Origin of the sequence: Xanthobacter wiegelii (assembly GCF_043193855.2) — a bacterium.
GTDB classification, from domain to species: domain Bacteria; phylum Pseudomonadota; class Alphaproteobacteria; order Rhizobiales; family Xanthobacteraceae; genus Xanthobacter; species Xanthobacter flavus_A.
Map to the genome: position 1 here is coordinate 127,115 of NZ_CM195529.1, position 24,804 is coordinate 151,918.

Genomic DNA, 24,804 nt, shown 5'->3' on the forward strand with positions numbered 1-24,804 from the left:
CCGCCGCAGGAGGTGTGGCCATGAAGATGCGGATGATTGTGCTCCTCGCGGCGCTCGCCATCCTTCTGCCCGCGGCCCCGGCGGCGGCGGGCATCTCGGTGCGTTTTGTCCACCCCGAGCGCTATTCGGACGGCGATTTCCGCCTCCCCGCCGAGCGCGAGAGCATCATCGCGAGCTTTGCGAGCCTCTTCGCGCGGCTCGGCGCGCGCGATCTCAAGCCGGACCAGACCCTTGCCCTGGAGGTTCTCGACATCGAACTCGCCGGGGAATACGAGCCCTGGCGCCGGGGCGGCTGGGGTGAGGTCCGCATCCTGCGCGACATCACTCCACCGCGGTTCAAGATGCGCTACACGCTGCGCGAAAAGGGCAAGGTCGTCTTCGCCGCTACCGAGACGGTGACCGACATCAATTACATGATGAATCCCTCCGCCCGGAATGCGGGGCGCTTCCCGTTCGAGACGGCCATGCTGGAGGATTGGTTCCGCCGCCGCTTCGTGCGCCTGGAGCCGCCGCGCGGCATGTAGCAGTGACGGGGGCCGGTCGGGAAAACACCAGCCGGCCTGTAAGCCGGGTTCTGTACGGCGGGCGTTTCCGCCCGCGTGGCGACCATTCCTCTGGGACGCCGGTTGCCCGGCGCCTCTAGCAGTCAACCCGGACGGCGCCCCGTAGACAGGGGTGGTTGCCCGTGCCGTCCCTATTCGACTTTGCTCCCGGTGGGGTTTGCCGTGCCGCTCCCGTTGCCGGTCGCGCGGTGGGCTCTTACCCCACCGTTTCACCCTTACTCGCGCACGCGCGAGCGGTCTGATTTCTGTGGCACTTTCCCTGGGGTCGCCCCCGCCGGACGTTATCCGGCACCGTGTCTGCGTGGAGCCCGGACTTTCCTCGACACCGAAATGCCGCGGCCGCCCGGCCGGCTGGTCGGGGAGGAATGGGGGTTCAGGGGCGGGGCGTCAAGAACTTCCTCCCTCACCCCACCAGCTCGAACCACTCGTCCTCGGTGATGACCTTCACCCCCAGCGCCTGCGCCTTCTCCAGCTTGGAGCCAGCGCCGGGCCCGGCGACCACGAGATCGGTCTTGGCGGAAACGGAGCCCGCCACCTTCGCCCCCAGCCGCTCGGCCATGGCCTTGGCTTCGTCGCGGGTCATCTTCTCCAGCGACCCGGTGAACACCACGGTCTGGCCCGCCACCGGGCTTTCGGCGGCCACGCGCTCCATGGGTGCAGGCGTCACTTCCGCCAGCAGGGCCGCCACCACGTCGCGATTGCGCGGCTCGTGGAAGAACTCGATGACGGCTTCCGCCACCACGTCGCCCACACCGTCGATGGCCAGCATCTCCTGCCAGGCGTCATTGCCCTTGGGGTGCTCCTCGCCGGGGATGACGGCGGCCAGCGCGCCGGCCTCCAGTGCTTCCACCGTGCCGTAATGGCGCATGAGGCGCTTGGCGTTGGTCTCGCCCACATGGCGGATGCCAAGGGCGAAGACGAAGCGGTCCACCGCCACGTTGCGGCGGGACTGGATGGCGACGAACAGGTTGGCCGCCGAGGTCTTGCCCCAGCCCTCCCGGTTTTCCAGCCGCTGGAGGCCCTCCTTGTTGCGCGCTTCCAGCGTGAAGATGTCGGCCGGGGACTTGATGAGGTCCCAGTCGTAGAAGGCGCGCACCTGCTTCTCGCCCAATCCCTCGATGTCGAAGGCGTTGCGCGACACGAAGTGGCGCAGCCGCTCCACCATCTGCGCCGGGCAGATGAGGCCGCCGGTGCAGCGGCGCACCGCGTCCACCTTGCCGGTCTTCGTGTCCACCTCGCGCACCGCATGGGAGCCGCAGGCGGGGCAGAGCGTGGGGAATTCGTACGGCTTCGATTCCGCCGGCCGCTTCTCGGTGATGACCCGCACAACCTGCGGGATCACGTCGCCGGCGCGCTGCACCACCACCGTGTCGCCGACGCGGATGTCCTTGCGGGCGATCTCGTCCTCGTTGTGCAGGGTGGCGTTGGCCACCACCACGCCGCCCACCGTCACCGGCATCAGCTTCGCCACCGGGGTGAGGGCGCCGGTGCGACCCACCTGGATGTCGATGGCCTCCAGCACGGTGGTCGCCTGCTCGGCCGGAAACTTGTGGGCGATGGCCCAGCGCGGCGAGCGGGAGACGAAGCCAAGGCGGCGCTGCAAATCGAGCCGGTCCACCTTGTAGACCACACCGTCGATGTCATAGGGCAGGCTCGCCCGCTGCGCCTCGATGGAGCGGTAATGGGCGATCAGCTCCGCCGCGCTGGTCGCGCGCACCATGAGCGGGTTGGTGGCAAAGCCCCAGCGGGCGAAAGCCTCCACCATGCCGTGCTGGGTCTCGGCCGGCAGCGGCGTCGCCTCGCCCCAGGCATAGGCGAAGAATTTCAGAGGCCGGGAGGCGGTGATGGCGGGGTCGAGCTGACGCAGGGAGCCGGCCGCCGCATTGCGCGGATTGGCGAACACCTTCTCCTCCGCCGCCGCCTGCCGGGCGTTCAGGGCCTCGAAATCGGCCTTCGCCATGTAGATCTCGCCACGCACGTCGATGATATCAGGCACGCCGGGGCCATGGAGCCGGTTGGGGATGTCGGCGATGGTGCGCACATTGGCGGTGACATCCTCGCCTTCCGATCCGTCGCCGCGGGTGGCGGCGACCTCGAGACGCCCCTCCGCGTAGCGGAGCGAGCAGGAGAGCCCGTCGATCTTCGGCTCGGAGGTGAAGGCCACCTCTTCCTCCGGCCCGAGCCCGAGGAAACGCTTCACCCGCGCGACGAACTCCTCGACCTCATCGTCGGAAAACGCGTTCTGGAGGGAGAGCATGGGCACGCCATGCACCACCTTGCCGAACTTTTCGGAGGGCGCCGCGCCCACCTTGGCCGAAAGGCTGTCCTCGCCCACGAGGCCGGGAAAGCGCGCTTCGATGGCCTCGTATCGGCGCCGCAGGGCGTCATATTCGGCATCGGAGACGAGGGGCGCGTCCTCACGATAATAGGCCGCGTCGTGGCCCTTGATCTCCTCGGCGAGGGCCGCGTGCTCGGCGGCGGCGTCGGAGGGAGAGAGATCCTCCACGTTCAGGGAACGTAGGGGCAAGGCGGGCTTGGTCATCGTCGGCGGTTCCCGGAAGGCGGCCGCCGTCGCCGGCGGGGGCTTGAGCTATATCCACTCCGCCGGAGTTTCGTTCAATCTCGCTGGACGATTTTCGATCAATGTCGCCTTCCTGAAAAATGTCTAAGGTACGCCGAAGCGAATCTCATGGGGGATGAACATGGGGGATGAACATGGGGGATGAAATGGTCAGGGTGTCCCGTTACACGCGCCGGCTCGCGGCGCTTGCCGCCGCCACCTTTCTCGGCGCCGCGTCGCCGGCCCTGGCGCAGTTTGCTCCCGACCCCTCGGCCGATCCGGCGCTGGTCGCGCGTGGCGAGTACATCGCCAAGGCGGCGGACTGCATGCCCTGCCATACGGGCGACAAGTCCAAGCCCTTCGCCGGGGGCCTCGCGCTCAATACGCCTTTTGGCGCCATCTACTCGCCCAACATCACGTCCGACCGCTCCACCGGCATCGGCAAGTGGACCTATGATGAGTTCGTGAACGCCGTGCGCAACGGCATCCGCAAGGACGGCGCCTATCTCTATCCGGCCATGCCGTTCGACGCCTACACGCAGATCACCGACGACGACATGAAGGCCCTGTGGGCCTATGTCCGCGCCATTCCGCCGGTTCCCAACACCCCGCCGGACAACCAGCTGGAATTCCCCTTCAACATCCGCCTCGGCATGCTGGCGTGGCGCGAATTGTTCTTCGACCAGGGCCGCTTCCACCCGACCGCGGGCAAGAGCGATGCGTGGAATCGCGGCGCCTATCTCGTCAACGCGCTTGGCCATTGCGGCGATTGCCACACCCCGCGCAACCTGATGGGCGCGACCAAGGCCAAGGCCGCCTTCCTGGGCGCCGACATCGACGGCTTCTGGGCACCGGACATCGACACCGCCTCGCTCAAGAAGACCTGGACGCCGGAGACCCTCGCCAGCTTCTTCGCCTCCGGCTCCGCGCCGGGCAAGACCTCGGTGTTCGGCCCCATGGCCGAGGTGATCCACGATTCCCTGAGCAAGCTCACCGCGGACGACCGCGCCGCCCTCGTCACCTATCTGTTCGATGCCCCGCCCCCGGCCGACAAGCCGGCGGTGCAGAAGGCGTCGCCGCTTTCGGCTGACGTCTATGCGCGGGCCTCCAAGCTCTACATCGACAATTGCGCCGTCTGCCACATGGACAAGGGCGCGGGTCGCGGCGACACCATCCCCGCGCTTGCGGGCAATCCGGCCGTGGTCGCGGCGGAGCCCTACAACATCATCATGGCCGTGCTCGGCGGCCTGCCCCCTGGCGGCACCTACGGCGCCATGCCCTCCTTCGCCGGACGGCTGGATGACCAGCAGATCGCCGACCTCGCCAACTACGTGCGCACCTCGTGGGGCAATACCGCCCCGCCGAACGTGAACGCCTCCATGGTCGCCGCCTGGCGCGCCACGGCCAACGTGCCGGACTACGGCACGCAGGCCGCCTCCGCCTTCACCTGCCCGGACGTGGGCGGCGCCCCCGGCTCGGATGGTCCCGATGCGAAGGCGGTGGCCGCGCTCTCGGCCATGATGGCGGGCGGCCAGCGCTCCATTCCCATGATGGTGGACACCTACAAGGCCGCCTCCGGCTCGTCCGGCTCCGGCACGATCGTGGATGCCCTCACCGCCGCCTATTGCCCGGTGGTGGCCAAGAGCAAAGCGCCCGACTGGCAGAAGACGGCGGAGCTGCGCCGCTTCACCCTCCAGGCGGCCATGGAAGTGTCCCGCCGCACCGTGTCCGGCCCGGTGGACAGCCAGCCCATCGCCTGGGCGCTGCCGGTCGGCCCCGGCCTCGTGCTGAAGGAGCCCGCCAGCCTCGCCGACAAGCTCGCCTGCCCGGCCGATGACGGCAAGGCGGTGCCGGCCGACCTCTCGGCGGGGGCGGCCAAGCTGCTCACCGGCGTGAAGCCCCCCATGCAGGGCGCGGCCATCGCCTCGGCGGCGACCACGCTCTACCAGCAGAACCCGAAGGCGCGGCCGGCGGATGTCGCCAACGCGCTCATCGCGTCCTACTGCCGGACGGTGGCGCAGGTGAAGACCTCGGTGGCGGAGCAGAATGCGCTGCTCAACCAGTTCGCCGGCCAGGCCGTGCAGACCCTCCAGCTGCTGCCGCCGAGGAAGACCGTGGTGGAAGCCGCTCCCGCGGCCGCGCCGGCGCCTGCTGCGCCCGCCAAGAAGAAGTGAGGCCAGGCCCCGGCGCGTCCGGGGCTTCCCGCTCCCGCCTCTCCGGCCTGATCCGGACGCCCGGCGCACACCGCGCCGGGGCAGGCGAGGGCGGCGCTTCAGGAACCGTTAACCGTGTTTCATGTGAAACGGCCGCTCCGGAAACCGGGGCGGCCGTTTGCTTTTTCCCGCAATAAAGATTGGGCGGCCATGCCCCAAGGCGTCAGTCGTGGCTCTGCAGACCGTCGTGGACCTCGAACACCACGTTGCCCTCCCGCCAGGCGAACGGGGCGCTGGAATCCTGCACCTTGATGTCGCTCTGGGGAATGAGCTTGTCGCAGAGCATCACGAGGATGTCTTCGAGGGGCGCGCTGGTGTCGTTCTCCTCGGTCATGCGGTCGATGGAAATTTCGCCGCCCTCCACGCCACCATCCTCGATATGAACGATGAAGATCTCTTCGTGGCCATGGATGCCATGGGCGGTGACGCGAAAGGTCTCTCCCTGATACTCAAATTCCCGGACCATTATCGTTTCTCACTGCTGTCATTGAAAAATACGCTGGGACGCAACTGGACTGGCGGGGCAGACCCGCTGAAAAGCGGCGAAATCTAGATGGGTGATCGCGAAATAGTCAAGCGTTGCGCGGTCGGGAAAATATCGCCCGATAATTGAGCAGATTCCTTCGGTGCTACTGCGCCTTCGCCTCCCGCGCACGCGCCACCAATTGCTCCGCCGTGGGCAGGATGCCGGAGACAATGCGGTCGACACCCTCGGGAGTTGGGTGGAGCCCGTCCGGTAGGTTCAGCGCGCGGTCGCCAGCAACGCCTTCCAGGAAGAAGGGATAGAGCAGCACGCCCTCGGCGGCGGCGATGTCCGGGAATATCCTGTCGAACGCCTCGCGATAGGGCTGGCCCATGTTGGGCGCGGCCTTCATGCCCGCGAGGAGCACGGTGATGCCGCGCTTGCGCAGCCGCTGGACGATCTCGGTGAGTGCCTTGCGCGTCACCGCCGGGTCGAGCCCCCGCAGCATGTCGTTGGCGCCGAGTTCGACGATCACTGCGTTCGTGCCCTGCGGCACCGACCAGTCGAGGCGGGCGAGGCCCTGGCTCGCCGTTTCGCCGGAGACGCCGGCATTCTCCACCTTCACGTCCAGCCCCTTCGCCCTGAGCGCGGCTTCGAGGCGGGCGGGGAATGCGGCGGAGCGCGCGATGCCATAGCCGGCCGTCAGGCTGTCCCCGAAGGCGACGATGCGCAGGGTCGCCGCCTCCGCCCCTGACGCGAACGTGAAGACGAGGAAAGCGGCGATCAGCCCCGCCACCGCCTTAAATGCCCGTTCCCATGACGCACCCGGCAGGTGCTTCCTTCGTTCCTGCCCGACCCAACGCAGCTCCGGACGCACGGCAAACCCACGCATGGATGATATTTCCTCTCCGCTTCGCACCATCGCGCTGAAGCATGTGGACCTTTCCCTCGGGGCGGGGGCGGCCCGGGTTCATGTCCTGAAGGACATCTCTGTCGAGATCGGGGCAGGCGAGGCCGTGGGCCTCGTCGGTCCGTCCGGCTCCGGCAAATCGACGCTGCTCATGGTGATGGCCGGGCTGGAACGGGTGGATGCGGGGCAGGTGAGCGTCGCCGGCACGGACATCACGCGGCTTGGCGAGGACCGGCTGGCGCGCTTCCGTGGCCGGCATGTGGGCATCGTCTTCCAGTCCTTCCACCTCATCCCCACCATGACCGCGCTGGAAAACGTGGCGGTGCCGCTGGAACTCGCGGGCCGCGCCGACGCCTTCGAGCGCGCCCGGCAGGAGCTGGCCAACGTGGGCCTCGCCGACCGGGCACAGCATTATCCGGGCCAGCTTTCCGGTGGCGAGCAGCAGCGCGTGGCGCTGGCCCGCGCGCTTGCGCCGGAGCCGCCCATTCTCGTGGCGGACGAGCCCACCGGCAATCTGGACGAGGCCACCGGCCGGCAGGTGATGGACCTCATCTTCTCCGTCCACCGCGCGCGCGGCACGACGCTGGTGCTCGTCACCCACGATGCAGCGCTCGCCCGCCGGTGCAGCCGGGTGCTGCGCCTGCGCTCGGGGGTGATCGAGGAGGATACGAAGGTGGCTCTTGAGGTGGCCGCCCGATGAGCCTTTCCTCCTCGCGGCTTCCCGTGCCGCTGCGCCTCGCTCTCCGGGAGCTGCGCGGGGCGCGGCGCGGCTTCGGCATCTTCCTCGGCTGCCTGGTGCTGGGCGTCGCCGCCATCGCCGGCATCGGCTCCTTCGCCGGCGCGCTCACCCAGGGGCTGGAGCGGGAGGGCCGCGCCATCCTCGGCGGTGACGCCGGCTTCAGCGTCGTGCAGCGGGAGATGACGGACGAGGAGCGCGCCAGCCTCGACCGCCACGGCACGCTGGGCTCCGTTGCCCTGCTGCGCGCCATGGCCAGGACCGAGGCGGGCGATGCCACCCTCGCCGAACTCAAGGCCGTCGACGGCACCTATCCTCTCGTCGGCACGGTCGGGCTCGATCCGCCCCTGTCCGTGGCCGACGCCCTGCGGGAGAACGGCGGCGTGTACGGCGCCGTCGCCGATCCCGTCCTGCTGGGCCGGCTGGGGTTGAAGGTCGGCGAGCGCATCCGCGTGGGCGATGCCACGTTCGAGGTCCGCGCCGCGCTCACCAGCGAGCCGGACAAGCTGTCCTCCGGTGTCGGCCTCGGTGCCCGCCTCCTCATCTCCCAGGCGGCGCTGCCGGCCACGGGCCTCATCCAGCCCGGCAGCCTCGTGCGCTGGAGCTATCGCCTGCTGCTGGATGATGCTTCGCCGCAAGAGCTCAAGGCGGTGATGGAGGAGGTGCGCGAGCCCATGGGCCGCGCCGGCTTCGAGGTGCGCACCCGCGACGGCGCGACGCCTCAGCTTGCCCGCAATGTCGGGCGCATCAGCCAGTTTCTCACCCTTGTGGCGCTCACCGCGCTGCTGGTGGGCGGGGTGGGTGTCGCCAATGCGGTGTCGAGCCATCTCGCCGGCAAGCTGGAGGTGATCGCCACCCTCAAGGCCGTGGGCGCGACGCGCCGCGACGTGTTTCTGACCTATGGGGCGGAGATCGGCCTCATCGCCGCTTGCGGCATCGTGCTCGGCCTGTTGCTGGGCGCGGCGCTGCCCTTCGGCGCCGCCGCCGCCATCGGCGCGCTGGTGCCGTTCCCGCTGAACCCGACCCTCGACGGGGCGGCGCTGATGCGGGCGGCGCTCTATGGGCTGCTGGTGGCCGGCGTGTTCTCGGTCATCCCGCTGGCGCGGGCGCAGGAGGCGCGGGTCTCGGCGCTGTTCAGGGATGGCATCGGCGAGATGCGGCGGCGCATCGCGCTGCCCTATCTGCTGCTGGTCGGCGGCCTCGGAGCGGCGCTCGTGGTGCTCGCCCTCCTCACCTCCGACGACAAAAGGGCCGCCGCCATCTTCCTCGCCGCCGCCGCCGCCGTGTTCGTCCTGCTGCGTCTGGTCGCCTCCGGCCTGATGGCTCTGGCCCGGCGGGCGCCCCGCCCGCGCGGTGCGACGGCGCGCCTCGCTCTCGGCAACATCCACCGGCCGGGCGCGCTGACGCCGTCGGTGGTGCTCTCGCTCGGGCTTGGGCTGTCGCTGCTGGTGGGCATCTCGCTGATCGACGCCAGCCTCAACCGCGAGCTGAACGGTCCCGTGCGCGAGAGCGCGCCCAGCTTCTTCTTCGTGGACGTGCCCAACAGCGAGGAGGCGGACTTCCGCGCCTTCCTCGCCGAACAGGCACCGGGGGCGGTGGTGAAGTCGGTGCCCATGCTGCGCGGCCGCATCACCCATGTGAAGGACACGCCCGCCGAGGAGGTGAAGCCGCGTCCCGACGCCGCCTGGGTTCTGCAAAGCGACCGCGGCATCTCCTCGTCTGCCGCGGTTCCCGACGGCTCCACCGTGGTCGCCGGAAAATGGTGGACGGGCGAGGAAACCGAGCCCCTCGTCTCCTTCGACAGCGAGCTCGCCGCAGGCCTCGGGCTCGCGCTCGGGGACACGGTGACGGTGAGCGTGCTCGGTCGCAGCGTCACCGCCCGCATCGCCAATCTGCGGCAGGTGAAGTGGGAGCGGCTCGGCATCAACTTCGTCATGGTGTTCTCGCCCGCGACCTTCGCCGGCGCGCCCTATACGGTGCTGGCGACCCTCGCCTTTCCCGATGGGGGCGACACGGCGCGGGAGATCGCGCTGCTCAAAGCCATGGCCGCGCGCTTTCCCGCCATCACCACCGTGCGGGTCAAGGAGACGCTGGAGGAGGCGCAGAAGATGCTGGACAACCTCTCCCTCGGCATCCGCGCGGCGAGCCTTGTCACGCTCATCACGTCGGTGCTCGTTCTGGCGGGTGCGCTCGCCGCCGGGCGGGAGCGGCGGATCTATGATGCGGTGATCCTCAAGACCCTGGGCGCCACCCGTGGGCGGCTGACCCTCGCCTATGGCCTCGAATACGCCGGGCTCGGCTTCGCCACCGCCGTCGTCGCGACCGCGGCGGGAACGGCGGCGGCCTGGGGCGTGGTCACGCAGGTGATGGAAATCCCCTTCACCTTCGCGCCGCTTGCCGCCTTCGGCGCGGTGGGGGCGGCGCTGGCCGTGACGCTGGTGGTGGGGCTGCTGGGCACGCTCAAGGCCCTCTCGGCACCGCCGGCCCGGGTGTTGAGGCACCTTTAGCGAAGTATTTGACGTGATGAGTTCTTCGCCGGCTCCACGAAATCTTTACCCCCGCCCGCGAAGGAATGGTACCAAAATGGCACCGTGACCACGCCCCGCGAATCGGCGCGGCACCGGATGAGCATCGCGTCCGGCACGATCCCGGACAGACCGGCCGGCACTCCGCCGGACCGCACAGGGAGCAAACGACATGCGCTCTTTCCGTCAGTTCGCCCTCGCCTCGGCGACCGCCGTCGCCCTCGGCACGGTGTTCGCGAGCGGCATCGCGGCCGCCCAGCCGGCGCCCGCCGCTCCCCCCGACGCCGCGCCCTACACCGCCGAAGACGCGGCGGCCGTGCTGGACGCCCGCTTGGCCGCGCTGAAGACCGTGCTGCGTCTGACCCCCGACCAGGAGAAGCTCTGGCCGCCAGTGGAAGCCTCCATCCGCGACGCGGTGAAGGGCGCCATCGAGCGCCGCGAAAAGCGCCTCTCCGCGCCGCCTCCGGCCACCGTGCTCGACGTGCTCGCCAACGTGGCCGCCGCCGAGCAGGCGCGCGGCAAGGCGCTGGCGAGCTTTGTCGAGGCGGCCAAGCCCTTCGTGGCCTCGCTGACCCCCGCCCAGCGCAACCGCATCCCCACCTTCCTCGGGGTGCATGACAACGGCCAGCAGCCCAACACCTCCGAGCTGTGGATCTTCGAGGAGGAGGAATGATGCGCGCGCTGACCCTTCTCGCCCTTGTCGCGCCGGCGCTCGGCGCGCTGGCCGCGCCTGCCGCCGCCTTCCCGGCGCCGCGGGCCCTTGATGTCGCGACCGTGCAGACCGTCGCCGGCGGCTGCGGCATCGGCTTCCATCGCGGTCCGTGGGGCGGCTGCCGTCCCAACGGCGCCGTCTATGTGGCCCCGGGCGCGGTTGTCGTGGCGCCGCGTCCGGTCGTGGTCGCGCCGGCTCCGGTGGTGGTGGCGCCCGTGCCGCGCTGCTGGTGGCGGGCGGGGCCCTACGGCGCTGTGCGCGTTTGCAACTGAAGCGCCGCTGAAGCATTTTCCGGACGGCGGCCGGTCCGCCGTCCTGCCTCTCGCGTCAGGAAACGGCGGCGTCTTGCGCCGCCCCGCTCTCGGCATTTGGAGAGTCTTCATGCGCAAACAGATCCTGATCGCCGCTGCCGCCGCCGGCTTCCTCGGGCTCGGCATGGGTGCGGCCGCCGCCTTCCCGGCGCCGCAGCCCCTCGACCGGCTCGGGACAGTCCAGACGGTCGCCGGCGGGTGCGGCATCGGCTGGCATCGCGGCCCCTGGGGCGGCTGCCGCCCCAACTATTGGCGCCCCTATTGGGGCCCGCGCTACTGCTGGTGGCGCCCCGGCCCGTGGGGTCCGGTGCGCGTCTGCCGGTGAGGCCAGCCCCTCGCTGACGCAGGAGCAGGTGCGCCTCTGCCGGTCCGCTGCGACCACAGGACGGGCGCCGCACGCTTGATCGGGCGGCGCTGCCGTGCAAGCACGGAGAAAACGGCAGGGGGCGCCATCATGACAAAAGGCGAGGCGGATCTCGTCATCGGCGAAGGGCGGGCGCTGAGCGCCCACCCGCTGCGCGCGGCTGTCCTCAGGGAGCTGCATGCGCGCCCCTTCGTGCCGGTCTCGGCGCCGCGCCGCATGCTGCATGCGGCCTTCCTGCTGGATGCCGCGGGCGCCCAGGCCGATCGCGCCGCGCTCGCCGCCCTGTGCGTCGCGCGCGGACTTCCGGCCCCGGCACCGGGGGCGAAGTATCACCATGTCTCCTTCGGCGGCGCCGAGCTGCGCTGGGAGAGCCATGCCGAATTCTGCACCTACACCTGGGACCTGCCATCCGTTGACCTTCAGCCCGGTGCGCTGCCGTTCCAGCCGCCAGCGGTGACGCTGGCCAGCCCCTTCGGCGAGCTGGCGCAGCCCGGCCCGCTGCTGGTGGCCGTGGACCTCCACCTCCTGCGCGACACCGCCGAGGACTTCTTCCTCGAGAAAGTATTCGACCGATCGAGCCTCGCACGGTCCGACGTGAACGACGGCTTCGCCGAGATCGCCACCGACTTCGTGGCCGATCCGTCCGGATTCGTCCGCATCCTGGTGCGCGACCGTGGCCTCGGCGCCGATGCGTGCGGCGCATTGGTGCAGCGGGTGCTGGAGATCGAGACCTACCGCACGCTCGCCCTTCTCGGCCTGCCGGAGGCGCAGCGCCTCGCCCCCGAGGTGGCGCGGATCGAGCAGCGACTGGCCGGCTCCGCCACCGAGATGATGTCTGCCAAGGGCCTCAGCGACAACAACCGCCTGCTGGATGAGCTGGTGGCGCTCGCGGCCGAGCTTGAGGCGGGGGCCACCGCCTCGCTGTTTCGGTTCGGCGCCAGCCGCGCCTACATGGAGATCGTGCGCCTGCGCCTCGCCACCATCCGCGAGATGTCGGTGCCGGGCTTTCCCACCTGGCAGCAATTCCTCGACCGCCGCATGGCGCCGGCCATGCGCACCTGCTTCACGCTGGAGGAGCGGCAGGAGAAGATCGCCCAAAAGCTCGCCAATGCCGCCGACCTGCTGCGCACCCGCGTGGACGTGGAGCTGGAGCAGCAGAATCGCGACCTGCTGACCTCCATGAACGAGCGCACCCGCCTTCAGCTGCGCCTTCAGCGCACGGTCGAGGGCCTGTCCGTCGCGGCGATTTCCTATTATGTCGTCAGCCTCGTGCACCATCTCGCCGAAGGCATCCACGAGAGCGGTGTCGACGTGAAGACGCTGGGCATCCACCTCGACGTCGGGCTGGTGACGGCCGCCGCGGTGCCGCTGGCGCTGCTGGGTGTCTGGTCCGTGGTGCGGCGCATCCGCAGCGCACACGGCGACGAGGATTGAGCCACGGGGATTGAAAGGGTCAGGGGAGGGCCGATGGACCACGAGGTCGAATACAACAACCGCGCCCGCGTGCCGGACCATCCCGCCATCTTCGAGCGCTGGGCGCACAGCTCGGCCGTCATGCGCGGCGCGGCCGTGGCGGCCGACCTCGGCGCGCCCTATGGCTCGGGGCCGCGGCAGATCCTCGACATCATCTGGCCCGGCACCGACCGGCAGGCGCCGGTGGTGCTGTTCATCCACGGCGGTTACTTCCAGTCCCTGCACCCGCGCGATTTCACCTTTGCCGCTGCCGGCTGCCTCGCCCACGGGGTGGCCATGGCGTTCGCCGGCTACGACCTCGCGCCGCTGGTGCCGGTGGGCACCATCCTCGCCCAGGCGCGGGCGGCGGCCATCACCCTCTACCGCCTCGCCGGGCGTCCGCTGGTGGTGTGCGGCCACTCCGCCGGTGGCCATCTCGCGGCGGCACTCACCGCCACCTCCTGGCGCGAAATCGACGTGGACACGCCTGACGATCTTATCCCGTCGGGGCTCGGTATCTCGGGCGTCTATGAGCTGGAGCCGCTGATACCCACCTCCATCAACAAGGCGCTGCGCCTCGACGCGGAAGAGGCCCGCCGCCTCTCCCCGGCGTTCTGGCCGGTGCCTGCGGGACGCAGCTTCGATGCCTTCGTCGGCGGCGCGGAGAGCGCGGAATTCCTGCGTCAGGCCCATGACCTCGCCGCCAGCTGGCGTGCCGGGGGCGTGGCCGCGCAGGCCTTCGACGTGCCCGGCGCCAACCACTTCACCGTGGTGGACGCGCTCGCCGATCCCACCTCGCACATGGTGCGCCGGCTGGTGGAGATGGCCCGCGCCATCTCCCAGTGACCGGCGGACGACACCTCAGAACGGACCTTTCATGCAGCCCATCCAGATTGCCGTCGTGCCGGTGACGCCGTTCGAGCAGAACTGCTCCATCCTGTGGTGCACCAAGACCATGAAGGGCGCGGTGATCGACCCCGGCGGCGATCTCGACCGCATCCGCGCCGCCATCACCGAGACCGGCGCGACGATTGAGAAGATCCTGCTCACCCACGGCCACGTGGACCACGCCGCCGGCGCCGCCGAACTGGCCGAGAGCCTCGGCGTGAAGGTGGAGGGCCCGGGCGCCGAGGACCAGTTCATCATCGACGACATCCCCCGCATGGCCCAGAAGTACGGCATCGAGGGCGCCCGGTCGGTGACGCCGGACCTCTATCTGAACGAGGGCGACACGGTGACCGTCGGAGACGTGTCGCTCGAGGTGCTGCACGTGCCGGGGCATACGCCGGGCCACATGGTGTTCGTGCATCGCCCGGTGGGTCTCGCCATCGTCGGCGACACCCTGTTCCGCGGCTCGGTTGGGCGGACCGACTTCCCCTATGGCGATCCCGACCTGCTCATCAAGGGCATCAGGGAAAAGCTGCTGCCGCTCGGCGACACCATGGTCTGCCTGCCCGGTCATGGTCCTGTCACGAGCATCGGCGACGAAAAAGCCCACAACCCCTTCCTGCGCTGATCCTCAGGAGCCCGCCCGTGACCGCTCAGCGCCGCTACGCCGTCTATGTCGCGCCGCCGTCCGACGGTGCCCTGTGGCGGTTCGGCTCGGCGGTGCTGGGCTATGATGCGGAGACCGGCGACGCGCCGGCCGCTCCCGACATCGCCGGATTCGACGCGGAGGCCTGGCAACAGGCGACGGCCGAGCCACGCCGCTATGGCTTCCACGGCACGCTGAAGGCGCCATTCCGGCTCGCGGACGGCGTGGCCGAAGACGATCTGGCACAGCTCATGGCTCGGTGCGCCGCCGGCCATCATGCGTTCGAGATGCCGCCGCTGGAGGTCCGCGCCATCGGACCTTTCGTGGCGCTGGTGCCGGCGGTGCCGGCACCGAAGCTGGAGGATCTCGCCCGCTCGGCCGTGCTGGAGCTGGACGGTCTGCGCGCGCCGCTCTCCGCCGCCGAGATCGCCCGGCGCCGGCCCGAACGGCTCTCGGCCCGCCAGATCGGCTATCTGGAAGCCTATGGCTATCCTTATGTCCTCGACGAATTCCGCTTCCACATGACGCTCACCGGCCCGCTTCCGGAGCTGGAGCGGGGACACGCACTCAACGCACTGGCCGCCGCCTTCGCCGCCAGCGGGGCGGACGTTCCGGCCCTCGTCACCGATCTCGCGCTCTATGTGCAGGAGCCGGGCGCGCCCCGATTCCGGCTGCTGCGCCGCTTCCCGCTGGGGGCCACCCAGTGAAGCAGCTCGGCGAGACGCCGCTCATCGATCCCACCGCACAGGTGCGCGCCTCCACCCTCGGCCGCTACACCGAGGTCGGCCCGCGCACCAAGCTGCTCGAAGTGGAGATGGGCGATTACTCCTACGTGGTGAACGATTCCGACATCGCCTATGCGCGCATCGGCAAGTTCTGCTCGATCGCCGCAATGACCCGGCTCAATCCGGGCAATCACCCCACCTGGCGGGCGTCCCAATCCCACTTCCTCTATCGCGCCTCCGCCTATTTCCCGGGCGAGGAGGACGAGACGGATTTCTTCCAGTGGCGGCGCGACCAGCAGCTGACCATGGGGCACGACGTCTGGATCGGCCATGGCGCGGTGGTGCTGGCCGGCCGCAGCATCGGCACCGGGGCGGTGGTGGCGGCGGGTGCGGTGGTGTCAAAGGATGTGCCGGCCTACGCCATCGTCGCCGGCGTGCCCGCGCGCCTCGTGAAATGGCGGTTCCCGGAGGAGATCGCCGCCCGCCTGCAGGCGCTCGGCTGGTGGGACTGGACCCACGCGCAGCTCCGCGCCGCTTTGCCGGACTTCCGCAACCTGCCCATCGAGGCGTTTCTCGAGAAATACGAAGGCTGAGGGCCGGTCGTCAGCCAGCCAAATACCGCCCGCGCCCGGCCGCTCCCCTTCGGCGCGGAACGGTGCTAATCATCGACGATGATGCGTTCTCCTGCGAACAAGGCCCCTTCCGACAGCGCTCCCGACGGCTCTGGCGAGATGGCGCCCGTCCCCCATGTCCATCCCGCGTCCGTGGTCTCCGCGCTCGCGACCCTCGATGCCGAGAAGGCCGGGCTCGAAGCCCTGTCCAAGGCCATGGCCGGGCCGCTCGGCGCCGCCTTCGACGTGGCGGTGGCGACCATCCAGAATTCCCACGGCCGGGTCATCATCACCGGCATGGGCAAGAGCGGGCACGTCGCGCGCAAGATCGCCGCGACGCTCGCCTCAACAGGCACGCCGGCCCATTATGTCCACCCCGCCGAGGCCAGCCACGGCGACCTCGGCATGATCACCACCGACGACGTCATCGTCGCTTTGTCGTGGTCCGGCGAGACGGTGGAGCTGCGCGACCTCGTGGAGTATTCGCGCCGCTTCGACGTGCCGCTCATCGCCTTCACGTCCAACGCCACCAGCGCGCTCGCTTCCTCGGCGAGCGTGGTGCTGACCCTGCCGGTGGCGCCGGAGGCCTGCCCGCACGGGCTCGCCCCCACCACCTCCACCCTCATGCAGCTGGCGCTGGGCGATGCGCTGGCGGTGGCGCTGCTGCAGAGCCGCGGCTTCACGGCGCTCGATTTCCGCCAGCTGCATCCGGGCGGCAAGCTCGGCGCGAGCCTGAAGTTCGTGCGCGACGTGATGCGCGCGGGCGAGGCCGTGCCGCTGGTGCGCAGCGGGACGCAGATGGGCGCGGCGCTGGTGGAGATGAGCGCCAAGGGCCTTGGCTGCGTCGGCGTGGTGGGCGAGGACGGAGCCCTCGCCGGCATCGTCACCGATGGCGACCTGCGGCGTCACATGGCCAACGACCTCGCCGCCCGCCCGGTGGACGAGATCATGACCCCCGCGCCTAAGACGGTGCGGCCGGATCAGCTCGCGTCCGAGGCGCTCAACATCCTGAACGCGCGCAAGATCACCGCGCTTCTGGTGGTGGAGGACAGGGCGCCGGTTGGCGTGCTGCACATCCACGACCTGCTGCTCACCGGCATCGCCTGACCAACTGGCGCCGTGCGCCCGCTCAAGCCCGCGCGGCACGTGAGCGGAGGCATATCCCGCGTCGCCTCAGGCGACCGGGATCGCGCTTTCCGGCCGGGTCGCGATCAGGTTGCGCAGGGTGAGCAGGGTGGAGGCATCCGCCACACCGTCCACCTGCGAGGGGCGAAAATGGCGCTGGAAGGCGGCCACCACCTCGGCCGTAACCGCATCATAGGTATCCTCGAGGCCGATGCCGTAGCCGTAATAGGCCAGCATCGCCTTGAGCGCGGCCACCGGCTCTCCTGAATCCCCCAGCATGAAGAAGCGCCCACCGGTGATGTGCGCTTCCGGCACCAGATGGCCGACCCCGGCGGCATGGAGCGCAGCCCACGGAAAGCGCTCGCCCGGATCGCGCTTGCGCGCCGGGGCGATGTCCGAATGGGCGACCACCCGATCAGCGCGGATGCCATGGCGGGCGATGATGTCCCGCGACAGGGCGATCACCCGCGTGATCTGCGCCTCCGGAAAGGGCGGCAGGCCGAAATCGTGGCCGCCGTTGACGATCTCGATGCCGATGGAGCGTGAATTGGTATCGGTGATGCCTTCCCAGGACGACAGGCCCGCGTGCCACGCGCGCGCGCCTTCCGCCACCATCTGCACGATGCTGCCGTCCTCGCGCACCACATAATGGCAGGAGACCTCCGCCGCCGGCGTGCGCAGCAGCTCGATGGCGGCATCGGCGCTCTCCATGCCGGTGTAGTGCAGCACCAGCATGTCCACGGCGGCCTTGCGCACGCCGAAATTGGGGGAGGGGACGAGAGCGTCCACCAGCGCGGTATCGGACGCGAGAAGGGCTGGCGCGTCCATCACAGCCCCCTCTGCCGCGCGATGGCCGAATACGCCGCATTGAGCGCCGCCACGCGGTCGTTGGCGAGCTTGATGGCGGCGGGCGGCAGGCCGCGGCCGGCGAGACGGTCGGGGTGGTGGGCGGACACGAGCGCGCGCCAATGGGCCTTCACCTCGTCGTCTCCGGCGTCCGGATCGAGATCGAGCACGGCGTAGGGATCGCCCGGCCGGCGCACATGACGCGCCTCGATGCGCTCATAGGCCGGACCCTCGAAGCCGAGAATGCGGCCCACCTCGGCGAGGAAGACGAGCTCCTTCTCGTGCAGCGCGTGGTCCGCCTTGGCGACGTGGAAGAGGGCGTCGAGCAGGTCTTCCCGCGTGTCCGGCGCGTCGGCGAACATGTCGGCGACCTGACGGGCGTAAGCCTCGAAGCCGGCGGTGTCCTGCTTGGCGAGATTGTAGACGCGTGCCACCGCATCGAGATCCTCGGGCGGGATGTCGAACACCTCGCGGAAGGCCTCCACCTCCGCCGGCACCACCACGCCGTCGGCCTTGGCCATCTTGGCGGACAGGGCGATGAGGGCGATGGAGAAGGCGGCCGGCTTGGGCGCGGGGGCCAGCAGCACGCGGTCGAGCACATGCCCCGCCAAGGCCCCGAGCAGGGCGCCGAGCGGCCCCCCCAGCGCAAAACCCATGCCCGCCCCGCCGATGAGACCGTAAGCCACCTGATCCTCCGCATCCGTTCCGGCGGAGCTAGAGCAGGGATGCGGCGTCGGCAAGGCGGCGCGTGCGAATCAGCTCCCGTTGCCCGGGAAGGTGCGGGCGAAGACCTTGCCTTCCGTATCCTCGGCGCGGACCGAGACGGGCGCGGCGGAGGGGGTGAAGCTGAAGCGGAAGGTCGGGTCCTCGCTGATGGAGATGCCGCCCTCCATGGCGAAGATGAGCTTGGCCCCCTGCTTCACCTGAACCTCCCGCACGAACCAGGCCGGCGTGTAGCCGCGCGTCGCCTCATCCATCTGCAGGCCGGAGAAATTGGGATGGCGGATTTGCACCTGCGCCTCCGGCCGTCCGGCCTCGGCGAAGGAGCGGAAGCGGATCTCGCCGAGCCTGGCGATGCTCTCCGCCGTGTCCTTGGTGGCTGGCGCGGAGCAGCCGCCGGCCGCCTTCACATAGGCCTTGGTCATGAGGAGGGCGCCGTCGCTCGTCTCGGCCACGGCGCGCACCCAGCTGTAGGAATTCACGCGCACCCGCACGGACAGCGAGAAGGTACGGATGCCGTCGCCGAAGGCGAATCGGCCGGCCACGGGGGCGGGGTTCTCGTCGATGATGAGCGTCACCGCTTTCAGCGTGCGCGGATCGTCCTTCGGCAGGTCGAGGGCGAGGGTGAGCGGCACGAGGGCGGCGTCCTCCGCCCGGCCCGGTGCGTCGATCCGCACCGCATTGCCGGCGTCGGCGATCTTGGCCGAAGGGAAGATGTCGCCGCGAATGGCCGCCCAGGTCGCCTCCGGCCTGTCGGGGTCGGCCTGCGCCGACTGGGCGGCGGCGGGGCTGGCCAGCATCCCGGCGAGCGGCGTTGCCGCGAGCAGGGCTGCGAGCACAGCGCCCGCGGTGTGGGCGGAAGAGCGCAGGTTTGAGCGCTTCATGGCGTTGCCTCCCAAAAGTCCATCATGGCCGTTTCGGCCTTCTCGTCCGTGCCACGCGTGTCGGCGGCGCGGGCTCACCCGGTTCGCCCTGAAGCGCATTTTCGTCTCGCGAACCGGTATCCGCTTCGCTCGAAAAGGCCCTAGGGGCGTGGCTCCACCGCTTCCAGCGGCAGTCCGGCGTCGCCCCAGCCGTCCACGCCGGTCGGAAACCAGAAAACGTCCGTGTAGCCGTAGGCGAGGGCGCGCTTGGCGGCGTTCCACGACATCCAGCAATCACGCTGGCAGAAAATCACCAGCGGCGCATTCACATCGCCGCGCGTGACGGCGGAAAGGCCGGCGCGGAAATAGCCGTCGGTTTCCGCGTTGAGCGCGCCGAAGCCGACATTGGGCAGCCAGACGGCACCGGGAATGGTGGAATGGGGCTGGTCGCGCCACACGGTTCCCGCCGGGAGGCCGGCAGGTTTTGGTGGGCGTGGCAGCACGTCTACGAAGGCGACCCCGCCCTTGCGCCACAGCGCCGCCGCAGCGACGGCATCAAGCACGCGGGCGCCGCTGAGCGTCGCCGGCACCGGCGCACGATAGGCTTCCAGCCGGTAGCCCTCGGGTTCGGCGGGTGCAGCAGCGGCCGAGGCAGGAGATGCGGCGGGTGCCGCAGCGGGCTGGGCAAGGGCGGGCGGCGTGATCAGCGCGAGCGCGCCGAGGATCGCAAGAGCCAAACGGCAGCTCCCGCCCACGTTCTGCGTGCTCCGGCTCACTGGCCCGGCGTCCCAGCGGGCGGCGGGATCGGCTGTCCGTCCTCGTCCAGCAGCGGGACATGATAGGCGACGAGCACCTTCTCGATGTCGTCGGCGCGCTTGCGCAGGACGGTGTTGAGCGTCTGTTTCCAGATGTGGTCCGTGGGGCGCACGCCCATGGTGATCCGGTAGGCCAGCGCCGGCCGCGCAGCCTCCTTCACCAGCGGAATCACCTTGAGCGGCGTTGTGGAACGCGCGGCGAAATAGCCGGCGGTCGGACCCCAGAGCAGGCCGCCGTCGATCTCGCCGGCATCAAGGCTCGCCAGCATCTCCTCGGCCGGAGAGGCATAGCGCCGGTCAACGAGCAGCGAATAGGTGCGGGCATTGCCGATGAGCCCAAGCTCGAGCAGGTGGTCGGCGGGCGGGGTCGCGGCGATGACGCCGAGCTTCGCGCTCTTCAGCTTCGGGTCTGACAGCTGGGTCACGCCGTCGAGCGGGCCCCCGGCCTTCACCACCAGCACGAACACCGATTCGTAGTAGGGATTGGTGTGCAGCACGAGATCGGCACCGGCGACGTAGCCGATGATGACGTCGCACAGGCGGCGGCCGAGCGTGTTGCGCACGAAGCCGGGACCCTGCGGCATCAGGTAATTGCGCACGGGCACCTTGAGCTCGTCCGCGACGATGGCCGCGATCTTGTTCTCGAAGCCGTCGCCGGCCGCGTTCGAGAACGGCATGTTGGCGGGATCGGCGCACACCCGGAGGGCATCCGCCGAAACCTGATCGGGGATCTGCTGTCCGCCGGCCCCGGAGGGGCTCAGCAGCAGGATGGCGGCGAGAGCTGCCGTCGCGAGCGACGCCAGCAAGGGCGCGAACCGTTCCCTACTCGCCGAGGCAGGCCTTCTCGGCATCGGTGATCTCCTTCGACTTCTCGTCACGCTTGGCGGGTCGGACACGGCCGATCGCGTCGTCGGAGCGGGCGCGCAGATAGACGTAGAGGTCGTCCAGGTAGCACATGACGTTCTTGTTCAGGCCGAACGAGGGCATCACCCGGTCATTGCCGCCGCCGAGATTCTGGCGACCGCCCACGACCACTTCGCTGAACTGGTCGAAGTTCATGGTCTTGAGCGAATCCACCAGCGAAGGCGCATATGTGGAACCCATGCCGTCGGGGCCATGACAGACGTGGCATTCGGCGTGGTAGCGGCGGTAGCCGGAATAGGTCAGCCAGTCCACCTGCCCATCGGGCTTGATGTTGTAGGTGGGCGCGCCGGCGACGTCGAAATAGCGGCCACCTTCCTCCTTCACGGGTTTCGGATCCGCAGGCTTGGTGGTCTCGGCGAGCGAGGCGGTGCTGGCAAGGGCGAACGAGAACGCGGCCAGGAAGCAGGCGCCGGCGCGGGTCGGGGGGACGAAAGAAACCACACGATCTCTCCAAAACGACGGACGAAGGGCGAAGACGGCGCTGCCATGGCAACCGGCCCGTCTACGGTTTCGCGAGTAGAGCCTTGAGCCGGCGGCCCGTTGCGCGGACACGGCCGGTGCCGAAGGGAATGGTCCCGGGTGAACGGCCTTCCGATCGGCACGGCTCACCGGGATTCGGGCACAGGTCCGCATTCCGGCGTTGACCGGCAAAGCGCTCCTGCCCCCTGGAAAAGGATCGGGCCGGCGGGGGTCTCCCCAGGCCGGCCCGAATGCGCATGCGGGATGCGCCTGGCCTTAACGCCGCCCGATCATTGCGGGATGGCGAAGACCGTCAGCTGACCGCCGAGGGCGGTGTAGTTGCTGAGGGCCGCGTAGCCGCCCACCGCGCCGAGGCCGGCGTTCGGGTCGTTGAGGCCCGCCGCGAGGCCGATGCCGGCCCAGCCGCCGACACCCGAGAGCACAGCCACATACTGCTTGCCCTTGTGGGTGTAGGTCATGACGTTGCCGATGATGCCGGATGGGGTCTTGAACTTGTAGAGTTCCTTGCCCGTCTTGGCATCGACCGCCTTCAGGTAGCCTTCGAGGGTGCCGTAGAACACCACGCCGCCGGCGGTGGAGAGCGCGCCGGACCACACGGAGAACTGCTCCGGGTTGGACCACACGATCTTGCCCTTCTTGGCATCCCACGCGATGAAGTTGCCCATGCCGCCATGGCTGCCAGGAGCCGGGAACATGGAGAGCGTGGCACCCACATAGGGCTGGCCGGGGGTGTAGCTGACCTTGAACGGCTCGTAGTCCATGCACACGTGGTTGGTGGGCACGTAGAACAGGCCGGTGTCAGGCGAGTAGGCGGCGGGCTGCTGGTCCTTGGTGCCGAGGGCCGCCGGGCAGATGCCCGTGGAGTTCACATCCTCGCCGTTCTGCTCGGTGGAATACTTGGCCACGACCAGCGGACGACCATAGGTCGGGCTGTTCTTGTCCATGTCCACTTTGGAAGCCCAGTTGACCGCCGGGTCGAACTTCTCGGCCACGAGCAGTTCGCCGGTCTTGCGGTCCAGCGTGTAGCCGAAGCCGTTGCGGTCGAAATGCACCAGCGTCTGGCGGTTCTGGCCGCCGATCTGCTGGTCGGCGAGGATCATCTCGTTGATGCCGTCGAAGTCCCACTCGTCGTGGGGCGTCATCTGATAGACCCACTTGGCGACGCCGGTGTCGGCGTCACGGGCGAAAATGGTCATGGACCACTTGTTGTCGCCCGGGCGCTGCTTGGGGTTCCAGGTCGAGGGGTTGCCCGATCCGTAATAGATCAGGTTCAGCTGCGGGTCGTAGGAATACCAGCCCCAGGTACAGCCGCCGCCGGTCTTCCACTGGTCGCCCTGCCAGGAGGCGAGGGACGAATCCTTGCCCACGGGCTTGCCGAGCGCGGTGGTCTTCTCGTCGAAGAGAAGCTGGCTGTCCGGGCCGACGGAGTAGGCGCGCCACGCCTGCTTGCCGGTGGCGATGTCGTAGGCGGTGACGTGGCACTGCACGCCGAACTCGCCGCCGGAGATGCCCACGAGAACCTTGTCCTTCACCGGCATCACGGTGGCGGTGTTGGTCTCGCCCTTCTTGGGATCGCCGTTCACCACGGACCAGGCCACCTTGCCGGTCTTGGCGTCGAGCGCCACGACCTTGGTGTCGGCCTGATGCAGGAACACCTTGCCGTCGGCATAGGCGAGGCCGCGGTTCACCGTATCGCAGCACATCACCGGGATAACGGCGGGATCCTGCTTCGGCTCGTACTTCCAGATGATCTTGCCGTCGTTGTTGAGGTCGAGGGCATAGACGATGTTCGGGAAGGGCGTGTGGACGTACATGACGTCGCCCACGACCAGCGGGGAGCCCTCATGGCCGCGCAGCACGCCGGTGGAGAAGGTCCAGGCGACCTGGAGCTTGTTCACGTTGTCGGCAGTGATCTGCTTGAGCTTGGAATGGCGGGTGTTGGCGTAGTCGCCGGTCTGCAGAACCCACTGATTGGGGTCCTGGGTCAGCTTCATAACGCTGTCATTCGCGCTGGCGGGCGCGCCGAAAAATGCGGTTGCCGCCGCCGTGGCGGTCAAAACCAAAAGACGTCTCATCCGGGCTTCCTCCGATGGATGCGGGTCCGCGTCCACGCGCATGTGGAGCGTCAACGCACTGAGCGTTTGTTTTTCGCCTTGGGGGACTCCATCTACTTCGGCAGCGTGTCACGACCGGCGTGATGCCCTGAAGCCTTGCGGTGACAAGAGCGTCCCGCAGGCCTGCGAACCAACCCCGCGTTCCCCGCACGGAGTTGTTGAAGCCGAAGCTGTGAGGAACGTAAGCAATGTTTTCGCCCAAGGCAATACGCCAAATGTCCCGTTGACGCGGCGATTTATACTGCATGCGCGAAGTTGCGGAAGGTAATATTGCGATGCAGCAATATTGGCGTTCTGCACGCCGGCGGCGCTATTCCCACTCCAGCTCGTGATAGGCGGACGTCGCGTTCCGCGCGTTGAAATCGTCGAACAGCTGCCAGTGCGGCGCTTCCTCACGACCGGCCGTGCGGGCCGCCTCCGCCATGGTGCCGCCGGCCTTCACGCTGGCCCGCACATCGGCGACAAGGCGGTTGAGATAGCGCTCGGTGGGCGCCGCCGCCTCGGGCCAGGGGGCGGAGGCGGGACCGTGGCCCGGCACCACGCGGGCCGCCGGGCGGCGCTTCATCTCCTCCAGGATCGCGATCCAGCCCAGCGCCTTTCCGTCGAGGGCGGGGACATGCCCCAGGAACAGAAGATCGCCGAGAAACCAGGTGCCGGTCGTCTCGTCGAACACCGTCAGGTCGGTGGCCGTGTGGGCCGTGCGCCATGCCTCCAGGCGCAGCGGCCGGGCTCCGAGATCGATGGTGCGCACGGTGTCCACGGTCTCGTCGGGCAGAATCACCCGCGTGCCCTCGGCCGCCTCTGGCCCGATCAGCCGCGCGGTGGCGGGCAGGTAGGAGGCGGCGCGCGCCGAGAGCGCCTCCGGCAGGTTGTGATGGCCGATGAAGGTCACGCCCGGTCCCACGAACGCGGCATCGCCGAGCACATGGTCGGGGTGCATGTGGGTGTTGATGACGTAGCGGACCGGCAGCGCCGTGCGCGCGCCGATGGCCGCCTTCAGCGCCTCCCCCGCCGCCTTGCTGCCGCCGGTGTCGATCACCGCCACCGCATCCCTGCCCACGACGAAGCCGGCATTGCCGACGAAGCCGAGATTCTTCGGCAAAGCAAGGGCATAGGGTGCCTGATGGACAAACACACCGGGGGCGATCTCGCGCACCGCGAGTGGTTCCGGTTGAGGTTGCGCTGCAGCAGGCGTGGCGACGCACGCCAGCGCAAAAAGGACGAGCCCTTGCCAGCGG

General features: G+C 69.3%; 24 protein-coding genes and 1 other RNA gene. 13 read left to right on the top strand and 12 right to left on the bottom strand.

The features are described 5' to 3' along the window. Positions 1-20: 20 nt before the first annotated feature. Positions 21-524, top strand: a complete 504-nt coding sequence (locus V5F63_RS00600; RefSeq protein WP_394028406.1) for a DUF3016 domain-containing protein — start codon at positions 21-23, stop codon at positions 522-524. 23 nt (positions 525-547) lie between these two features. On the opposite strand, the gene rnpB is transcribed toward V5F63_RS00600, so the two are convergent. Both rnpB and ligA read right to left on the bottom strand, forming a co-directional pair. After that, positions 548-918, bottom strand: an RNA gene (gene rnpB / locus V5F63_RS00605) — RNase P RNA component class A. A 48-nt stretch (positions 919-966) separates the two neighbouring features. Further along, positions 967-3,105: an NAD-dependent DNA ligase LigA gene (gene ligA / locus V5F63_RS00610; RefSeq protein WP_394101270.1), complete on the bottom strand. Its 2,139-nt coding sequence runs from the start codon at positions 3,103-3,105 to the stop codon at positions 967-969. Positions 3,106-3,290: 185 nt separating this feature from the next. Between ligA and V5F63_RS00615 the strand changes: the two genes are divergently transcribed. Beyond that, positions 3,291-5,297 (top strand): c-type cytochrome, encoded by a 2,007-nt coding sequence (locus V5F63_RS00615; protein ID WP_394101271.1) that lies wholly within the window; start codon positions 3,291-3,293, stop codon positions 5,295-5,297. Positions 5,298-5,499: 202 nt separating this feature from the next. On the opposite strand, the gene V5F63_RS00620 is transcribed toward V5F63_RS00615, so the two are convergent. Both V5F63_RS00620 and V5F63_RS00625 read right to left on the bottom strand, forming a co-directional pair. Next, positions 5,500-5,802 (bottom strand): hypothetical protein, encoded by a 303-nt coding sequence (locus tag V5F63_RS00620; RefSeq protein WP_209487098.1) that lies wholly within the window; start codon positions 5,800-5,802, stop codon positions 5,500-5,502. A gap of 163 nt (positions 5,803-5,965) precedes the next feature. Next, positions 5,966-6,691, bottom strand: coding sequence for an arylesterase (locus tag V5F63_RS00625; RefSeq protein ID WP_209487100.1), 726 nt, complete (start codon positions 6,689-6,691; stop codon positions 5,966-5,968). On the opposite strand from V5F63_RS00625, the gene V5F63_RS00630 reads away from it, so the two are divergent. The 11 genes from V5F63_RS00630 (at position 6,690) to V5F63_RS00680 (ending at position 16,786) form a co-directional block, all read left to right on the top strand. Beyond that, complete coding sequence (locus V5F63_RS00630; RefSeq protein WP_394101272.1) at positions 6,690-7,409, top strand: ABC transporter ATP-binding protein; 720 nt, start codon at positions 6,690-6,692, stop codon at positions 7,407-7,409. The two genes, V5F63_RS00625 and V5F63_RS00630, sit on opposite strands and share 2 nt — an antisense overlap. Then, complete coding sequence (locus V5F63_RS00635; protein ID WP_394101273.1) at positions 7,406-9,952, top strand: ABC transporter permease; 2,547 nt, start codon at positions 7,406-7,408, stop codon at positions 9,950-9,952. Before V5F63_RS00630 ends, V5F63_RS00635 begins: the two co-directional genes overlap by 4 nt. Positions 9,953-10,142: 190 nt before the next feature. After that, entirely contained in the window at positions 10,143-10,643 is a 501-nt protein-coding gene (locus V5F63_RS00640) for a Spy/CpxP family protein refolding chaperone (protein WP_209487105.1), read from the top strand. Further along, on the top strand, positions 10,643-10,954 hold the full coding sequence (locus V5F63_RS00645; protein WP_209487107.1) for a GCG_CRPN prefix-to-repeats domain-containing protein: 312 nt from the start codon (positions 10,643-10,645) through the stop codon (positions 10,952-10,954). Before V5F63_RS00640 ends, V5F63_RS00645 begins: the two co-directional genes overlap by 1 nt. A gap of 109 nt (positions 10,955-11,063) precedes the next feature. Then, positions 11,064-11,318 carry a GCG_CRPN prefix-to-repeats domain-containing protein gene (locus V5F63_RS00650; protein WP_209487109.1) on the top strand — a complete coding sequence of 85 codons (255 nt, stop codon included), beginning with the start codon at positions 11,064-11,066 and terminating at the stop codon, positions 11,316-11,318. A 129-nt stretch (positions 11,319-11,447) separates the two neighbouring features. Beyond that, positions 11,448-12,791, top strand: a complete 1,344-nt coding sequence (locus V5F63_RS00655) for a DUF3422 family protein (protein WP_209487111.1) — start codon at positions 11,448-11,450, stop codon at positions 12,789-12,791. A gap of 33 nt (positions 12,792-12,824) precedes the next feature. Next, positions 12,825-13,655 (top strand): alpha/beta hydrolase, encoded by an 831-nt coding sequence (locus V5F63_RS00660; protein ID WP_394101274.1) that lies wholly within the window; start codon positions 12,825-12,827, stop codon positions 13,653-13,655. Positions 13,656-13,686: 31 nt separating this feature from the next. After that, positions 13,687-14,325 (top strand): MBL fold metallo-hydrolase, encoded by a 639-nt coding sequence (locus V5F63_RS00665; RefSeq protein ID WP_245327288.1) that lies wholly within the window; start codon positions 13,687-13,689, stop codon positions 14,323-14,325. Positions 14,326-14,342: 17 nt separating this feature from the next. After that, positions 14,343-15,050, top strand: coding sequence for a DUF1045 domain-containing protein (locus V5F63_RS00670; protein WP_209487115.1), 708 nt, complete (start codon positions 14,343-14,345; stop codon positions 15,048-15,050). After that, on the top strand, positions 15,047-15,661 hold the full coding sequence (locus tag V5F63_RS00675; RefSeq protein WP_394028400.1) for an LbetaH domain-containing protein: 615 nt from the start codon (positions 15,047-15,049) through the stop codon (positions 15,659-15,661). The genes V5F63_RS00670 and V5F63_RS00675 overlap by 4 nt, the downstream gene beginning before the upstream one ends. 138 nt (positions 15,662-15,799) lie before the next feature. After that, positions 15,800-16,786 (top strand): KpsF/GutQ family sugar-phosphate isomerase, encoded by a 987-nt coding sequence (locus tag V5F63_RS00680; protein WP_394101412.1) that lies wholly within the window; start codon positions 15,800-15,802, stop codon positions 16,784-16,786. Between the two features lie 66 nt (positions 16,787-16,852). Here V5F63_RS00680 and V5F63_RS00685 read toward each other — a convergent pair whose 3' ends face one another. The 8 genes from V5F63_RS00685 to V5F63_RS00720 all read right to left on the bottom strand — a co-directional run bounded on the left by V5F63_RS00685 (position 16,853) and on the right by V5F63_RS00720 (position 24,722). Continuing rightward, positions 16,853-17,632 carry an N-acetylmuramoyl-L-alanine amidase gene (locus V5F63_RS00685; protein WP_209487118.1) on the bottom strand — a complete coding sequence of 260 codons (780 nt, stop codon included), beginning with the start codon at positions 17,630-17,632 and terminating at the stop codon, positions 16,853-16,855. Next, a complete protein-coding gene (locus V5F63_RS00690; RefSeq protein WP_394101275.1) occupies positions 17,632-18,336 on the bottom strand; it encodes a TerB family tellurite resistance protein in 705 nt (234 codons plus the stop codon). The genes V5F63_RS00685 and V5F63_RS00690 overlap by 1 nt, the downstream gene beginning before the upstream one ends. A 69-nt stretch (positions 18,337-18,405) precedes the next feature. Continuing rightward, positions 18,406-19,254, bottom strand: a complete 849-nt coding sequence (locus V5F63_RS00695; protein WP_394101276.1) for a quinoprotein dehydrogenase-associated SoxYZ-like carrier — start codon at positions 19,252-19,254, stop codon at positions 18,406-18,408. Between the two features lie 140 nt (positions 19,255-19,394). Beyond that, positions 19,395-19,937, bottom strand: coding sequence for a PQQ-dependent catabolism-associated CXXCW motif protein (locus tag V5F63_RS00700; RefSeq protein ID WP_394101413.1), 543 nt, complete (start codon positions 19,935-19,937; stop codon positions 19,395-19,397). 68 nt (positions 19,938-20,005) lie between these two features. Beyond that, positions 20,006-20,899 carry a substrate-binding domain-containing protein gene (locus V5F63_RS00705; protein WP_394101277.1) on the bottom strand — a complete coding sequence of 298 codons (894 nt, stop codon included), beginning with the start codon at positions 20,897-20,899 and terminating at the stop codon, positions 20,006-20,008. Further along, positions 20,871-21,371: a c-type cytochrome, methanol metabolism-related gene (locus V5F63_RS00710; protein WP_245327878.1), complete on the bottom strand. Its 501-nt coding sequence runs from the start codon at positions 21,369-21,371 to the stop codon at positions 20,871-20,873. Before V5F63_RS00710 ends, V5F63_RS00705 begins: the two co-directional genes overlap by 29 nt. 350 nt (positions 21,372-21,721) lie before the next feature. Then, positions 21,722-23,527: a lanthanide-dependent methanol dehydrogenase XoxF5 gene (gene xoxF5, locus V5F63_RS00715; RefSeq protein WP_209487132.1), complete on the bottom strand. Its 1,806-nt coding sequence runs from the start codon at positions 23,525-23,527 to the stop codon at positions 21,722-21,724. A gap of 349 nt (positions 23,528-23,876) precedes the next feature. Next, on the bottom strand, positions 23,877-24,722 hold the full coding sequence (locus V5F63_RS00720; protein ID WP_509210816.1) for a quinoprotein relay system zinc metallohydrolase 2: 846 nt from the start codon (positions 24,720-24,722) through the stop codon (positions 23,877-23,879). Positions 24,723-24,804 lie beyond the last annotated feature (82 nt).

Coding starts and splice junctions, on each gene's coding strand:
- V5F63_RS00600 (WP_394028406.1), top strand. CDS start 21: ATGAAGATGCGGATGATTGTGCTCCTCGCGGCGCTCGCCATCCTTCTG.
- ligA (WP_394101270.1), bottom strand. CDS start 3,105: ATGACCAAGCCCGCCTTGCCCCTACGTTCCCTGAACGTGGAGGATCTC.
- V5F63_RS00615 (WP_394101271.1), top strand. CDS start 3,291: ATGGTCAGGGTGTCCCGTTACACGCGCCGGCTCGCGGCGCTTGCCGCC.
- V5F63_RS00620 (WP_209487098.1), bottom strand. CDS start 5,802: ATGGTCCGGGAATTTGAGTATCAGGGAGAGACCTTTCGCGTCACCGCC.
- V5F63_RS00630 (WP_394101272.1), top strand. CDS start 6,690: ATGGATGATATTTCCTCTCCGCTTCGCACCATCGCGCTGAAGCATGTG.
- V5F63_RS00625 (WP_209487100.1), bottom strand. CDS start 6,691: ATGCGTGGGTTTGCCGTGCGTCCGGAGCTGCGTTGGGTCGGGCAGGAA.
- V5F63_RS00635 (WP_394101273.1), top strand. CDS start 7,406: ATGAGCCTTTCCTCCTCGCGGCTTCCCGTGCCGCTGCGCCTCGCTCTC.
- V5F63_RS00640 (WP_209487105.1), top strand. CDS start 10,143: ATGCGCTCTTTCCGTCAGTTCGCCCTCGCCTCGGCGACCGCCGTCGCC.
- V5F63_RS00645 (WP_209487107.1), top strand. CDS start 10,643: ATGCGCGCGCTGACCCTTCTCGCCCTTGTCGCGCCGGCGCTCGGCGCG.
- V5F63_RS00650 (WP_209487109.1), top strand. CDS start 11,064: ATGCGCAAACAGATCCTGATCGCCGCTGCCGCCGCCGGCTTCCTCGGG.
- V5F63_RS00655 (WP_209487111.1), top strand. CDS start 11,448: ATGACAAAAGGCGAGGCGGATCTCGTCATCGGCGAAGGGCGGGCGCTG.
- V5F63_RS00660 (WP_394101274.1), top strand. CDS start 12,825: ATGGACCACGAGGTCGAATACAACAACCGCGCCCGCGTGCCGGACCAT.
- V5F63_RS00665 (WP_245327288.1), top strand. CDS start 13,687: ATGCAGCCCATCCAGATTGCCGTCGTGCCGGTGACGCCGTTCGAGCAG.
- V5F63_RS00680 (WP_394101412.1), top strand. CDS start 15,800: ATGGCGCCCGTCCCCCATGTCCATCCCGCGTCCGTGGTCTCCGCGCTC.
- V5F63_RS00685 (WP_209487118.1), bottom strand. CDS start 17,632: ATGGACGCGCCAGCCCTTCTCGCGTCCGATACCGCGCTGGTGGACGCT.
- V5F63_RS00695 (WP_394101276.1), bottom strand. CDS start 19,254: ATGAAGCGCTCAAACCTGCGCTCTTCCGCCCACACCGCGGGCGCTGTG.
- V5F63_RS00705 (WP_394101277.1), bottom strand. CDS start 20,899: ATGCCGAGAAGGCCTGCCTCGGCGAGTAGGGAACGGTTCGCGCCCTTG.
- xoxF5 (WP_209487132.1), bottom strand. CDS start 23,527: ATGAGACGTCTTTTGGTTTTGACCGCCACGGCGGCGGCAACCGCATTT.